The sequence below is a fragment of the Pantoea sp. YR525 genome, assembly GCF_900116775.1.
GTDB lineage: Bacteria > Pseudomonadota > Gammaproteobacteria > Enterobacterales > Enterobacteriaceae > Pantoea > Pantoea symbiotica.
This window is the reverse complement of the sequence record NZ_FPBU01000002.1, coordinates 599054-613152: the sequence shown is the minus strand read 5'-3', so window position 1 is coordinate 613152 and position 14099 is coordinate 599054. Positions and strand designations below refer to the sequence as shown.

Genomic DNA, 14099 nt, shown 5'->3' with positions numbered 1-14099 from the left:
GAGGCGAAGATGAGTCTGGAAAGCATTGTCACCCGCACGCCACGCGCGCGTCGGCCATCGGTGTGGCGCAGCGACCTGACGCGCCGCATCGTCAGCCGTCTGTTGGGCGGCGTACTGGTGCTGTGGGCGGCGGTATCGCTGGCCTTTCTCGGCGTGCATCTGGCGCCGGGCGATATCGTCAGCCTGCTGATCGGTGAGCAGCTGCGTACGCCCGCGATTGAGGCGGCGATCCGCGCTGAATGGGGCCTGAACGAACCGCTGTGGTGGCAATATCTGCACTATATGTGGCGCGTGCTGCACGGCGATTTTGGTCGCTCTTACATGCTCAATACCGAAGTCAGCCATCTGCTGGCCACGCAGCTGTGGCCAACCATCAAACTGACGCTGGCGGCGCTGCTGGTCAGCATCATTTTTGCGGTGGTGATTGCCATCGGCACCGCGCATCGTCGCGTTGGTCGCCGCGTGGCTAACGGTGTCGAACTGCTGCTGGCGTCCACGCCCTCTTTCTGGATGGGCATCGTGCTGCTGTTTATTTTCAGCTTCACGCTGCGCTGGTTCCCGGTGGCGGGCGATCGCTCGCTATCGTCGCTGGTGCTACCTGCGCTGGCGCTCGGTCTGGCGCAGGGCGCGGTGATCGCTCAGCTGCTGCGCCGCGAGCTGGAGCGCGCGCTGGATGCGCCATTCACCCTTACGTTACGTGCGTGGGGCGTGGGGGAAACCACTATTCGTCTTCGCCACGCGCTGCGTCATGCGGCGCTGCCCGCCGTCACGTTAACCGGCTGGCTGGTGGGCGGATTGCTGAGCGGCGCGGTGATCACCGAACAGGTCTTTGGACGTCCCGGCCTCGGCAAACTCACCGTCGATGCGGTGCTGGCGCAGGATCTGCCGGTGGTGCTGGCGGTGGCGATTCTCTCAGCGCTGATCTACGTGGTGATGAGCACCCTGGTTGACATCCTGTCGCTGTGGATTGATCCGCGTCTGCGCGGGGAGAGCAAATCATGATTGCCACACTGCAACGCCTTCCGGTTGCGCTGCCCGCCGCGGTGTGGGCGGCGATTCTGTTTCTCATTGTATTGGCAATCGCGGTGATCGCGCCGCAGTGGCTGGCGCACAGCGATCCGCTGCTGGCCGATCCGGTTAACGCGCAGCTGCCGCCGTCGGCGCAGCACTGGCTGGGCACCGATCAGCTGGGACGCGATCTGCTGACGCGCGTGATCTACGGCAGCCGCTATTCGCTTTTGATCAGCGTGGCGGCGATGGCGCTGGCGGTGGTGTTTGGTACCTTGCTGGGATTGGTGGCGGCGCTGGCGCGTGGCGTGGTGGATGAGCTGCTGAGCCGCGCGGTGGATGTGATCTCCGCCTTTCCCGATCTGCTGCTGGCGCTGATGCTCATCGCCTTCACCGGGCCCGGCACCAACAACCTGATTATCGCGCTCGGCGTCGCGTCGGTGCCGCGTTTTGCTCGCGTGGTACGCGCACAAACCTACAGCGTGATGACCTCCGGTTACGTTGAGCAGGCGCGCACCTTTGGCCTGTCGCGCTTCACGCTGATTACGCGCCACATCCTGCCGCACGCCATTGCGCAGGTGCCAGCGCTGGCCACGCTTGGGCTCGGCACCGCGATTATCGGCACCGCCGGATTGAGTTTTCTCGGCATGGGGCCGCAGCCGCCGACCGCAGAATGGGGCCTGATGTTGGCGGAAGGACGCAACTATCTGCGTAACGCGTGGTGGATCGCCGTGTGGCCGGGCGTGTTTATTACGCTGACGGTGATTGCGGTGAATACGCTCGGTCGTTACTGGCAGGCACGCTTTGAAGGACGATCCGCATGAGTCAGCCGTTTATTGATATCCAGAATCTCTCGATCCGTTTCGGGCCGCAGCAGGTGGTGAAAAACCTCAACCTGCAAGTCGCGGCAGGCGAATCGGTGGCGCTGGTCGGGGAATCCGGTTCCGGCAAAACCCTGACCGCGCGCAGCCTGCTTGGCCTGCTGCCGGAAGGCGCGGTGTTAACCGCCGACCGTTTTACCATCGACGGCCGCGATATGCGCCACGCCAGCCGCAGCGACTGGCGCGCGCTGCGCGGTCGTCGCATTGGCTATGTGTTGCAGGACGCGCTGGTGTCGCTCGATCCGCTGCGCCGCATTGGTCAGCAGTTAAGTGATGCCCTAAGCGCCGCCGGTCATCGCGGCAATTTGCAGGACAAAAGCATCGAACTGCTAAAGGCGGCGGGCATTCACGATGCCGAAAGCCGCCTTGAACGCTATCCGCATCAACTTTCGGGCGGCCAGCGCCAGCGTGCGTTAATCGCTACCGCGCTGGCCGGCACGCCAACTTTATTGATTGCTGATGAACCGACCACTGCGCTGGATATGACGGTACAGCGGCAGATTCTGCAACTGCTGGCGCAGCGCCGCCGCGACGGCCACGGCCTGCTGCTGATCAGCCACGATTTGGCGGTGGTAGCGGAACTGGCGGATCGCGTGCTGGTAATGCGCGATGGCGAAGTGGTGGAGCAGGGCCACAGCGGCCCGCTGCTCAATCGTCCGCAACACGCCTGGACGCAGCGCCTGCTGCGCGCGGTGCCGACGCCCGCCACGCGCGGTTTGCGCCTCAGTGCAGCGGAACCGACGCCGCTGCCGCCGCGCCCGACATGCAGCAGCGCGCCGCTGCTGGAGGGCATCGGCCTGCACAAAGCCTACGGCGATCGTCTGGTGCTCAACGACATCAACTTCACACTGCACGCCGGGGAAACGCTTGGCGTGGTCGGCGAATCCGGCTCCGGCAAAACCTCGCTGGTGAAAGTAGTGATGGGCTTAACCGAACCGGACAGCGGCACGCTACTGCTGGAAGGGGAGCGCTGGGATCGTCTGCCGGAGAAAGCGCGTCGCGCCCGGCGTGCGCGGCTACAGCTGATCGCGCAGGACCCGTTCAGCTCATTTGATCCGCGCTACACGGTGGAAAAAATTATCGGCGAAAGCCTCGATAGCGCCGGGATTTACGGCGATGCGCGGCGACAGCGGGTGCGCCAGCTGCTGGATGAAGTGCAGCTTGGCGACCGCTTCCTGCAGCGTTATCCGCAACAGCTTTCCGGCGGTCAGCGTCAGCGCGTAGCGATTGCGCGCGCTTTTGCGCCGAATCCGGCGCTGCTGGTGGCCGATGAACCGGTCAGCGCGCTCGACGTTTCGGTACAAGCGCAGGTGCTGGATCTGCTGGCTGACATGCAGGCCGAACACGGCACCGCGCTGCTGTTTATCTCTCACGATCTCGGCGTGATCCAGCATCTGGCGGATCGCGTGCTGGTGATGCAGAACGGGCAAGTGGTGGAGAGCGGAGCGCTGCAGCAAGTGTTCGCCGCGCCGCAGCATCCGTGGACGCAAAAACTGTTACAGGCGCTGCCGGTCATTCCCGACTGGCAGCCCGCAAACGCATATTAAGGAGAGCAGAATGAGTCAGACACAACGTCAGCTGCGGCTGGGCGCGATTATTCAGGGCGTATCCGGCAACATGTCGGCATGGCGTCATCCCGATGCGGTGGCGGATGCCAGCATTAACATCGATTACGTGCTGGATCTGGCGCGCAAAGCCGAGCAGGCGAAGATCGATTTCCTGTTTGTCGCCGACGGTTTGTACATCACGCCGCAGTCGATTCCGCACTTCCTCAACCGTTTTGAGCCGATCACTTTGTTGTCGGCGCTGTCGCTGGTAACTAAAAAAATCGGCCTGGTCGCCACGCTTTCAACCTCCTACAGCGAGCCGTTTACCGTGGCGCGCCAGTTTGCCAGCCTCGATCACCTGAGCGGCGGTCGCGTTGGCTGGAACGTGGTGACCTCGCCGCTGGAAGGCTCGGCGAAAAACTTCTCGCGCAGCACGCATCCGGAACATGACGAGCGTTATCGCGTCGCCAGCGAATATTTGCAGGTGGTGAAAGGGCTGTGGGATTCGTGGGAAGGCGATGCTTTTGTGCGCGACAAACAGAGCGGGGAATTCTTCGCCGCCGACAAGCTGCATACGCTGAATCATCAGGGACACTACTTCTCGGTGCAGGGACCGCTCAATGTCGGCCGCTCGCCGCAGGGGCGTCCGATTGTGTTCCAGGCAGGCGCTTCTGAAGCGGGTAAAGCCTTCGCCGCCGAAGCCGCCGATGCCATTTACACGCGGCAGGAAACGCTGGAGCAGGCGCGCGAGTTCCGCGAAGACGTGCGTCGCAGGCTGGTGGCGCGAGGGCGGGATGCCGATGATATTCGTGTATTCCAGGGCATCAGCGTGATTATTGGCGAAACCGAGGAAGACGCCGAGCGTCGCTATCAGCAAACTGCCGAGCTGGTGACTATTGATAAAGCGCTGGAGTATCTTGGCCGCTACTTCGAGCATCACGATTTCAGTCAGTACGCGCTGGATGCCCCTTTCCCGGACATTGGCGAGCTGGGCAGCAACAGCTTCCGCAGCACCACCGACAAGATTAAGCAGAACGCCCGTGAACGCGGCTTAACGCTGCGTCAGGCGGCGCTGGAAGAAGCCACGCCACGCCCGAGTTTCCTCGGTACGGCGGAGCAGGTAGCGGAAGGGCTGGCGAACTGGTTCCTGCAAGGTGCAACCGACGGCTTTATCGTGCGCGGCGGTACGCCAACCGCGTTTGATGATTTCGTGGCACAGGTGATTCCGCTGTTGCAGGCGCGGGGTATTTATCGCAAAGAGTATGAAGGCGAGACGCTGCGCGAGAACCTGGGATTGGCCGAGCCGGAAAACCAGTTCGCCGTGCAGCGTGGTCGTCAGCAGGTAGCGTAATGTTGGCAAGGTCGCCATAAATGGCGACCCTACAAAATCCCGCACATTTCCCGTAGGGTCGCCATTTATGGTGACCGTTTTAATTGATAAAGATGGTTACAACGCCGTCACGCCTAGCGCGGCGGCACGATCTTTTAACTCCCGCACTTCGTCATAAACGCCTGATGTAGCTTAATGTTGGCAAGGTCGCCATAAATGGCGACCCTACAAAATCCCGCACATTTCCCGTAGGGTCGCCATTTATGGTGACCGTTCCAATGGATAAACAGGTGTTTACAACGCCGTCACGCCCAGCGCGGCGGCGCGATCTTTCCACTCCCGCACTTCGTCATAAACGCCTGATGTAGCTTAATGTTGGCAAGGTCGCCATAAATGGCGACCCTACAAAATCCCGCACATTTCCCGTAGGGTCGCCATTTATGGTGACCGTTCCAATGGATAAACAGGTGTTTACAACGCCGTCACGCCCAGCGCGGCGGCGCGATCTTTCCACTCCCGCACTTCGTCATAAAACGCCCGTTCGCTCACGCTGAACCCGCTGATCAAACTCTCCGCCAGCAGATCCTGATAACGCGTATCGCTGGTCAGCTCGCTCAACGCACCGCGCAGTTTTTCAAGGGTTTCCGCATCGGTTTTGGCCGACGTAATCAGCGGCAGCGCGGCGCACAGCGGCGTTTCGCCGATGATCTCCAGTCCGGCCAACTCCTCTGGATAATTGCGGCGCAGCAGCGCCCAGGTGATGCAATCAATCGCCGCGATATCCGCATCGCCGGCACGCAACGCCGCCAGCGACTGACGATGGCTGCCGCTAAAACGGGTGTCGCTGAAGAATTTTCCGTTCTGCGCCAGCGGGGCAATCACGTAGCGCAGCGAGTTGAAGCCGGAGTGCGAATCGTTGCTGTTGCACACCGCGCGCCGTCCACGAAAATCGCTGAGCGTCAGGTTCTCATCTTCGCGGCGTGCCACCAGCCAGCTGCGATAGCGCTTGCCGTCGCAGCCCTGCGCGCTGGAGTGAAAGGTGCCGACCAGCTGCACATCGGGCAGCAGTTCCACCAGCGGATAACAGCAGGTTTGGCCCAGCAGCAATTGCTCATCGCGCCAGTGCGGTAGTAAATCCTGCGGCCAGCTAACCTCAGCTGGCACGCCGCGTTGTTGCAGCAGCGTCGTTAGCGCTGAGGTCAGGCCGATAGTTGCCTGATGATTGATGTCGTACATCGGTAACGAAAGAGTGGGCATCCTGTGCATCCTTTTGCGTACCCGGATGGGCATTAACCTCGACCGATTTGCGCCAGAAGCGGGTTATCCACTCGCCATAACCGGCGACGCGAAAACCGTGATTACGCTGATGATAGCCATCGCGATACAGCAAATAGACTTTGCGTAATCCGTACCACGGCAAACCGGGCAGATCGTGATGTACAGAATGATAGTTGAGATTGAGGAACAGCAAGCGCCACGGCAGCGCGGCTTCGTTATTGACTGAGCGCGCCAGCGGTTCTTCTTCAGCGCGATGCTCGTAGAAGGATCGTACTTTGGTCAGCATCAGCGCCGGATAACTCACCGTCAGCACGAACCACAGCGGCGATAAACCGTGCAGCGTCATCCAGTAAAACAGCCCGCTCAGCAAGCTGAGATGAATAGTCCACATCGCCATCGCCGGTGTATCGCGCTGGATAAAGGCATTCAGCAAGGTTTTGACGGTCGCGCCCATATCCAGCAGCGGGCCGATCAGTAAGCGGCCGGGAAAAGTATTACGCAGATGAATTACCTGCTGCTGCCACGGCTTGAGTTGCGCCCAGCGCGCCGGTGAAAGGTAGTAGGTTTCCGGATCTTCATCGGGATCGGTCAGCGTGTGATTGCGATGATGCGCCAGATGCGAATCGCGATATAAACCATACGGATACCACACCGCCAGCGGCAGCGTGCCGAACAGCTGGTTGAGCCGGGGAAAACGTGTCGGGTGACCGTGAATCAACTCATGCTGCAGCGACATATACCAGGTGGTAAACAGGATCAACAGCAGCGTGCTCAAGGTTAATCCCAGCGTTTGCCAATAGACAACGCTGGCGAACCAGCCGCCGTACACCGCCACCATCAATAGCCACGTTGGCAATTCGCTGCGCCACAGCCAGCTGCGCGCCAGTTGATGCACCACCTCGCGCTGTTGCGCGCTGAGATAGGCGGATGTCCCTTTACTCATGGAGAAGCTGAACCTGTGAACAGAGATTAGGCCTCTGACGATGATTGATCACCGTGATGAACACAAAGAATCTCTTTTTCTTACTTATGCAAAAAAGTTGATGAAGCGCGCGAAATCTATTGGCTATCAGTCACCTCGTCTGTGGCGTAACCTTGCTGCATTGAAAACGTTCGAGCCTGCGTGGCTCACGAGGAGAATTTCAGCATGAAAAAGATTGGCTTCTTATCCTTTGGTCACTGGACCCCATCATCACAATCCGCCACCCGTTCGGCGCAGGACGTCCTGCTGCAATCGATTGATTTAGCGGTCGCGGCTGAAGAGTTGGGTGCCGATGGCGCCTACTTCCGCGTGCACCACTTTGCGCGTCAGTTGAGTTCGCCGTTCCCGCTGCTGGCGGCGGTCGGTGCGCGTACCAAAAAGATCGAAATTGGTACCGGCGTGATTGATATGCGTTACGAAAACCCGCTGTATATGGCGGAAGATGCCGGTGCGGCGGATCTGATTTCTAACGGTCGTCTGCAGCTCGGCCTGAGCCGTGGCTCGCCGGAGCAGGTTATCGAAGGCTATCGTTACTTTGGCTTTGATCCGCAGAATGGTGAAAGCGATGCCGATATGGGCCGTCGTCATACCGAGGAACTGCTGGAAGTGCTGCGCGGTGAAGGTTTTGCGAAACCGAATCCGCAGCCGATGTTCCCGAATCCGCCGGGCTTGCTGCGACTTGAGCCGTTCTCGGCCGGTTTGCGTGAGCGTATCTGGTGGGGATCGGGTTCCAATGCAACATCCATCTGGGCAGCGCAGCAGGGCATGAACCTGCAAAGCTCAACCCTGAAAGATGATGAAACCGGCGAGCCATTCCACGTACAGCAGGCGAAGCAGATTCGTGCTTATCGTCAGGCGTGGGAAGCAGCGGGCCATCAGCGTACGCCGCGTGTTTCGGTGAGCCGCAGCATCTTTGCGCTGACCAACGACACCGACCGCGCCTACTTTGGTCGCAGTGGACAGGATCAGGATTCGGTAGGTTTCCTCGACGAGAAAACCCGCGCTATCTTTGGTCGCAGCTACGCCGCTGAGCCGGATCAGTTGATCAAACAGCTGGCGCAGGATGAAGGGATTGCTGAAGCGGATACGCTGCTGCTGACCATTCCGAACCAGTTAGGCGTGGATTATTGTGCGCACGTGATTGAGAGCATTTTGACCCACGTTGCACCGGAGTTGGGTTGGCGTTAAGTCTAAGATTTCGTAGGGTCGCCATTTATGGCGACCTGATACGCATGTTAAAAAATCAAATTCAATCCGCCGCCAACTCCCACCACAGCTTATCCAGCGCGTAATAACGGTCACGTTCAGACTCGGGCTGATTCAAATCGCGTTTCCACGGTTTCGCCAGAATGAAGTGCAGGTTCTTCACCTCATCTTCGCGCCACATCTTACTGTGCTGGAACGGCAAGGTTTTCAGCGCATTGTATTTATACGAAAGCGGTAACCAACGATCTTCGAACACTTCATTGAGTAAATCCTGCTCGGAGAACGGATAGCGACGCAAATCGGTAATGCCCGCCACTTTCTCCTGCAGCCACTCGAACACCGCCAGATCCGGCTTCAGCACCAGGAAACCGCCGTTCAGATAGCGATCAAGCGTGGAGGGTGCCGGTTCGCCGCGATCCTGCCAGGTATAATGGCAATTCTCCGGCTGCCAGCTGGCCGGATAGCTGGCGATCTTGTTGGGATTGCAGCGACAGGCGTGACACGCTGCCAGCGCATGCTTGCCCAGGTCGAGCGTGAACAGCTCATCCATATTGCGCAGCACCAGCATATCGGCATCGAGAAATACCACGCGCTCGCAGTCAACCAGCTCCCACGCGCGCAGTTTGCTCCACACTTCACCGAACTGCGCCGAAGCGTAATGCTGCTCCAGTTCGGCATTTGGCATCAGCGGATCCACCGGATGGATTACGCAGCCCAGCGCCTGCAAGGCTTCACGCGTCTCCAGATCGATGGCGTCAGTGACCATCACAATCAGCGGCCAGCGGGTTTCACTGCGCTTCAGCGAGCGGTGCAGCGCCTTCACGCCAATAAAATAGTCCGGCTGCGTTAACAGCGTTACCCATGCAAACATGGTTTCTCCCCCTCAAACTTAATCAAACAAAGCAGTGACATAGTCATTGCTAAAACGGCGTTGTGGATCGAGCTGGTTGCGCACCGCGCGGAAAGCGTCCCACTGCGGATAGATATCGCGCCACTGATAGCGCTGCGGGTCGTAATATTTGCCCCAGTGCGGACGTCCGCCTTCGGCTGCCAGCAGCTTCTCAACTTCGGTAAGAAAATGCAGGCCATCCTGCGATAGCGAACCGTCATCGGCGTAATAGACCACGAAGCCGAAGAAGCAAGTAGCGTGCTGATACGCCGGACTGAGCCAGGCTTCAGACGCGCCGGTGCAACGCAGAATGATCGGATAGTGCATATGCGGATGATTCTCGGCATACCACGCTTTGATTTTGCTGATAATCTGCGGCGTTTTCTCCAGCGGCACGCCGATCTCAACGTTGATCTGCGGCACGGCAATACCGCGACAAAACAGCTGATAGATATCGCCGCTGATATCGGTGAAATCGCGGAAGCGCGTCACGGTGCGAAACTGCTTGCCGCCTTTGCCGTGAATCTGCGTATCACGATGCATCTGCGCCAGCGTCTGATCGATGGTGTCATTCAGGCTGCTGTCGGTGTCATCGCCATGCTCAATCACTTCACGCTGATTGGCATGCCAGGCTTCAGCCTCTTCGTCGCTGGCCTCGTGCGCGTTCCATACGTGCATCAGGTTGTCATCGACAAACCACCAGGCTTTGCTCATCTCATACTGCTGATTCCACTCAACCAGATCCTTTTCCAGCGTATCGGCGGAGACGGCAAACTTGTGGCAGGTAAACAGGCGGAAAGGGCGGGTGCGCAGCGTCACGGCGGTAACAATGCCTAAAGTGCCGAGCGAAACTTGCGCGGCGGCGAAATCGGGCTCACCGCGCACAAGTTCACGCACGCTGCCGTCGGCCAACACCATGCGGATGCGCAACGCTTCATCGGCGATTGAGCTTTGTGCTAAACCCTGGCCGTGCGTGCCAGTGGCCATCGCGCCCGCCAGCGTTTGCACTGCAATCACGCCCGGCGACGAGGCCAGCATGCGATCCATCCCGGTTAAGGTGCTGTAAACCTGTTCCAGTGGCGTGCCGGCGGCAAAGGTGACGCTGTCGGCGTCTTGCGCAATCACGCCGTTGAACGCGCTGAGGTCCAGCAGCAAATCCTCCTCATTCACGCCCAGCATGCGGCCCGGCGACAAGCGGCTGCCCAGCACGCGCACTTTGCCGCTAGCGCTGCGCAGCAGTTGTTGTAACTCCGCTTCCGTTTGCGGCTGTTGTAACTGACTACGCTGACCAACCACCGTGTTTTGCGCCCAGTTCCACAGTGCGCTGTCCTGGTCAGTATTGTGCGTATGGCGTAAGGGATAAAGGTGGGGGTCTTTGTTCACTACGGCGTTCCTTAAATTGAGGTCTGTGACGGTCCCAGGATTTAAAGCGTAGACCATCAGCGCACAGCCGCAGCCTACGGGGCTTTGCGCACGTAACGCAGCGTGGCGGTGACGGCTAACTGGCGATTACGGCGGATGCTGTCCTCTTCGCTATCGTTTGGCGTGAACAGCGTGTGGAAGGTGTAACGATTGGAGACGTGGTGCACACAAATACTGCTGAGCAAGCGGTGTACATCGACGGTATCCAGCCCATCAATAAACAGCCCTTGCTGTTGGCCGCGCGTCAGAATGTCATCCAGCAAATCGAGTGCACTTTTGTTGAGTGCCTTGATGCGTTCGGATTGCATGATGTAGCGCCCGCGCAGCAGGTTTTCGGTACACACCAGCCGCATAAAATCCGGGTGGGAAACGTGGTAATCGAAGCTGGCTTCCACCAGTTTGGTCATTGCCAGTTCCGGCTCCATCTCGGCGAGATTAAGCCCAGTTTCGTGCTCACGAATCGCCTGATACACCTGTTCCAGCACCTCAATATACAGCTGCTCTTTATTGCTGAAGTGGTACACCACCATGCGTTTGGTGGTTTGCGCGTGTTCAGCAATCTGCTCCAGCCGCGCACCCTGCATGCCGAACTCGGCGAACATTTTCAGCGCACCGGCAAGGATGCGTTTCTTCAGCCCTTCAGGGTCATTTTTTCGTTTAATTGTGGTGTCCGACATAGCGCTCAGTAACAAGTCCATCAAAAGGGGAAGGATAACACAGCCATTTTCTCGCTTGTGGCGATGCGAGCGGCGCGCGGCTTTATGCTTTTCAGGAATAGCTTTCCTGAATAAATCATAATGCGGGAATAAGCAACTGCGTATACTGCGGTCATCTGTCGTCACGACAGCTTATTTTGACTCGCGCAATTATAACGATCGGGAAACACTTTATGCACACACGTTTTGTCTCAGTAAAAAATAAATTCTTGTTAAGTGCTGGTGCTTTGCTGCTGGCCAGCGCGGCGCTGTCGCCGTTGTCCATCGCGCACGCAGCGGATAAAACCTCGGTAAAAGTCGGCATCATCAGCGGCGAAGATGAAGATGTCTGGCGCGAAGTGATCAAACAGGCGGCGGCAAAAGGCTTAACGGTGAAAACCGTGATCTTCAATGATTACAACCAGCCGAACGAAGCGCTGCAAAACGGCGAAGTGGATGCCAACGCCTTCCAGCATCAGCCGTTCCTCAATAACCAAATCAAGGTGAATCACTACGACATCGTACGCGTCGGCGATACCGCCGTGTGGCCGATTGGTCTCTATTCGAAGAAAGTGAAAAGCGCCAAAGCGCTGAAAGAGGGCGCGGTGATTGGCGTGCCCAACGATCCCTCTAACGAAGCGCGCGGTCTGGTGCTACTCGAGCAACAAGGTCTGATCAAACTGAAGCCGGGCGTCGGCATTGCGGCCACTACCGCCGATATCACTTCGAATCCGCATCATCTGAAAATCAAAGAGCTGGATTCCGGCATCATCGGCCGTTCCGTTCCGGATCTGGATGCCGCCGTGGTCAACACCGATTGGGCGCTGAAAAGTGGCCTAACCACAGAAGATCGCATTGCGCAGGAGCCGGTAAAAGATAACCCGTACAACAACTTTATTGCGGTGAAGAAAGAGAATGTCAGCGCGCCGTGGGTGAAAACGCTGGTGGCTTCTTATCAGAACGATGCCGTGAAGACCGTGTTTGACAAAGTCTACAAAGGCACGGGCGAAACGGCCTGGTAAGGAACGAAAAAGATGACGCTATTCTCAGCAGCCGAAACGCCCTTTACCGCCGTGAAACGCGGCGTGGCGGAAAGCACTCATGACGAGGCGCAGGTGAAGTTTCGCGACAGCGGCAGCGTGGTGCGCCTGCAAGGCGTGTCACGTCGCTTTGGACCAACCCAGGCGCTGCGCGATATCTCGTTGACGGTGCAGAAAGGCGAAATTCTTGGCCTGATTGGACGCAGCGGCGCGGGGAAATCCACGCTGATCCGCTGTCTCAACGGCCTGGAACAACCCGATGAAGGCGTCATCGAAATCGAAGGCCGCAACATTACCGGCCTGACGGAAAAACAGCTGCAAACGGTGCGCAGTCGCGTTGGCATGGTGTTTCAGCACTTCAATCTGTTATCGGCCAAAACGGTGGCGCAGAACGTGGCGCTGCCGCTGAAAATCGCCGGCATGGATAAAGCGCAGCGCCAGCAGCGCGTGGCGGAATTGCTGGAGCTGGTGGGGTTGGCGGACAAAGCGCAAAGCTATCCGGCGGCGTTATCCGGCGGCCAAAAACAGCGCGTCGGCATTGCCCGCGCGCTGGCGGCCAGCCCGGCGCTGCTGCTGTGCGACGAAGCCACATCGGCGCTCGATCCGGAAACCACGCGCTCGATTCTGGCGCTGCTCAAATCTCTGAATCAAAAACTCGGTATCACCATTCTGCTGATCACTCATGAGATGGAAGTGATCAAATCTGTCGCCCATCGCGTGGCGGTGATTGATGCCGGTGAAATCATTGAACAAGGTCCGGTCTGGCAGGTGTTTGCGCATCCCAGGTCGCAATTGACGCGCACGCTGCTGCGCGGTTTGCTGCCGCAGCTGCCGGAAAATATTGCCGCGCGCCTCAGCGATGAGAAGCAGGGCGATGCCATCTACAGCGTGCACTTTGCCGGTGACGATGCGCAGGGCGATCTGCTCACCCGCTTTGCCGGCGCGCTGCCGGGCAAGTTCCGCCTGCTGCAGGGCGGCATCGATCACATCCAGCACTACGCGGTGGTGCGTTTCTTTATTGCGCTCCCGGCGGCCAACGCGGCCGACGAGCAACAGATTCTCAGCTGGCTGCACGCGCAGCAGGCTCAAGTGGAGTTGGTGGGTTATGTCGCCAGTGATGATTGATCTTTTACTTAATGCGTTAGGCGAAACGGTATTAATGACGGTGATTTCCGGTCTGTTTTCGCTGGTGGCGGGCTTGCCGCTCGGCCTGATTTTGGTGATGACCAGCCCCGGCGGCATCGCCGAACATCGCGGCGTTAATCGCGTGCTGGGCTTGATCATCAACAGCTTCCGCTCGCTGCCGTTCATCATTCTGCTGGTGGCGCTGATTCCCTTTACCCGTTTTCTGGTCGGCACCTCGCTCGGTACCTGGGCAGCGATTGTGCCGCTGTCGATCACCGCAACGCCGTACTTCGCGCGCGTGGCGGAAGTGTCGCTGCGCGATGTCGATCGCGGATTGATTGATGCAGTGCGCGCCATGGGCGCCAGCAAGCTGCGCATTGTCTGGGATGTGCTGATCCCGGAAGCGCTGCCCGGCATTCTGTCTGGTTTTGTTGTCACGCTGGTGGCGCTGATTGGCGCTTCGGCGATGGCCGGCGCAATTGGCGCAGGTGGCCTCGGCGATCTGGCGATCCGTTACGGCTATCAGCGCTTTGAAACCTCAGTGATGATCGCGGTGATTGCGGTGCTGATTGTGCTGGTGTGCGGCATTCAGTGGGTCGGCGACCGGTTGGTGCAGCACATCGATAAACGTCATTGATTTGCCGTGGCCATGTGAACGGTGGTGGCCTTTGTAGGGTCGCCATTTATGGCGACCTA

Annotated in this window: 13 protein-coding genes; 8 read left to right on the top strand and 5 right to left on the bottom strand. The window is 58.7% G+C overall.

Going from position 1 to position 14099, the window contains the following annotated elements; genetic code table 11:
• The first annotated feature begins 9 nt into the window (after positions 1–9).
• Genes BM323_RS06350 through BM323_RS06335 form a run of 4 tightly spaced genes read left to right on the top strand, consistent with a single transcriptional unit; the run spans position 10 to position 4787 of the window.
• Complete coding sequence (locus BM323_RS06350) at positions 10–1002, top strand: ABC transporter permease (protein WP_008107332.1); 993 nt, start codon at positions 10–12, stop codon at positions 1000–1002.
• Positions 999–1832 (top strand): ABC transporter permease, encoded by an 834-nt coding sequence (locus BM323_RS06345; RefSeq protein WP_008107334.1) that lies wholly within the window; start codon positions 999–1001, stop codon positions 1830–1832. Before BM323_RS06350 ends, BM323_RS06345 begins: the two co-directional genes overlap by 4 nt.
• Complete coding sequence (locus tag BM323_RS06340; RefSeq protein ID WP_008107338.1) at positions 1829–3436, top strand: dipeptide ABC transporter ATP-binding protein; 1608 nt, start codon at positions 1829–1831, stop codon at positions 3434–3436. Before BM323_RS06345 ends, BM323_RS06340 begins: the two co-directional genes overlap by 4 nt.
• Before the next feature lie 10 nt (positions 3437–3446).
• Entirely contained in the window at positions 3447–4787 is a 1341-nt protein-coding gene (locus BM323_RS06335; RefSeq protein WP_008107339.1) for an LLM class flavin-dependent oxidoreductase, read from the top strand.
• A 450-nt stretch (positions 4788–5237) separates the two neighbouring features.
• On the opposite strand, the gene BM323_RS06330 is transcribed toward BM323_RS06335, so the two are convergent.
• Positions 5238–6023, bottom strand: a complete 786-nt coding sequence (locus BM323_RS06330; RefSeq protein WP_371515156.1) for a phosphate/phosphite/phosphonate ABC transporter substrate-binding protein — start codon at positions 6021–6023, stop codon at positions 5238–5240.
• On the bottom strand, positions 5920–6987 hold the full coding sequence (locus BM323_RS06325; protein WP_008104761.1) for a fatty acid desaturase: 1068 nt from the start codon (positions 6985–6987) through the stop codon (positions 5920–5922). Before BM323_RS06325 ends, BM323_RS06330 begins: the two co-directional genes overlap by 104 nt.
• A gap of 204 nt (positions 6988–7191) precedes the next feature.
• On the opposite strand from BM323_RS06325, the gene BM323_RS06320 reads away from it, so the two are divergent.
• Complete coding sequence (locus BM323_RS06320; RefSeq protein ID WP_008104762.1) at positions 7192–8214, top strand: LLM class flavin-dependent oxidoreductase; 1023 nt, start codon at positions 7192–7194, stop codon at positions 8212–8214.
• 61 nt (positions 8215–8275) lie between these two features.
• On the opposite strand, the gene BM323_RS06315 is transcribed toward BM323_RS06320, so the two are convergent.
• From BM323_RS06315 to BM323_RS06305, 3 genes are all read right to left on the bottom strand, one after another.
• Positions 8276–9103, bottom strand: coding sequence for a glycosyltransferase family 8 protein (locus BM323_RS06315; protein ID WP_008104763.1), 828 nt, complete (start codon positions 9101–9103; stop codon positions 8276–8278).
• An 18-nt stretch (positions 9104–9121) separates the two neighbouring features.
• The gene (locus tag BM323_RS06310) at positions 9122–10504 is read right to left on the bottom strand and encodes a D-arabinono-1,4-lactone oxidase (RefSeq protein WP_091003258.1); all 1383 of its coding nucleotides are present in this window, start codon (positions 10502–10504) and stop codon (positions 9122–9124) included.
• A gap of 74 nt (positions 10505–10578) precedes the next feature.
• Positions 10579–11220: a TetR/AcrR family transcriptional regulator gene (locus BM323_RS06305; protein ID WP_036648441.1), complete on the bottom strand. Its 642-nt coding sequence runs from the start codon at positions 11218–11220 to the stop codon at positions 10579–10581.
• A gap of 212 nt (positions 11221–11432) precedes the next feature.
• Here BM323_RS06305 and BM323_RS06300 point away from each other — a divergent pair, with 212 nt between their 5' ends.
• From BM323_RS06300 to BM323_RS06290, 3 genes are read left to right on the top strand one after another with little or no spacing between them, the layout of a single operon-like run.
• Positions 11433–12260 (top strand): MetQ/NlpA family ABC transporter substrate-binding protein, encoded by an 828-nt coding sequence (locus tag BM323_RS06300; RefSeq protein WP_008104766.1) that lies wholly within the window; start codon positions 11433–11435, stop codon positions 12258–12260.
• A 12-nt stretch (positions 12261–12272) separates the two neighbouring features.
• Entirely contained in the window at positions 12273–13403 is a 1131-nt protein-coding gene (locus tag BM323_RS06295) for a methionine ABC transporter ATP-binding protein (protein ID WP_008104767.1), read from the top strand.
• The gene (locus BM323_RS06290) at positions 13384–14040 is read left to right on the top strand and encodes a methionine ABC transporter permease (RefSeq protein WP_008104768.1); all 657 of its coding nucleotides are present in this window, start codon (positions 13384–13386) and stop codon (positions 14038–14040) included. The genes BM323_RS06295 and BM323_RS06290 overlap by 20 nt, the downstream gene beginning before the upstream one ends.
• Positions 14041–14099 lie beyond the last annotated feature (59 nt).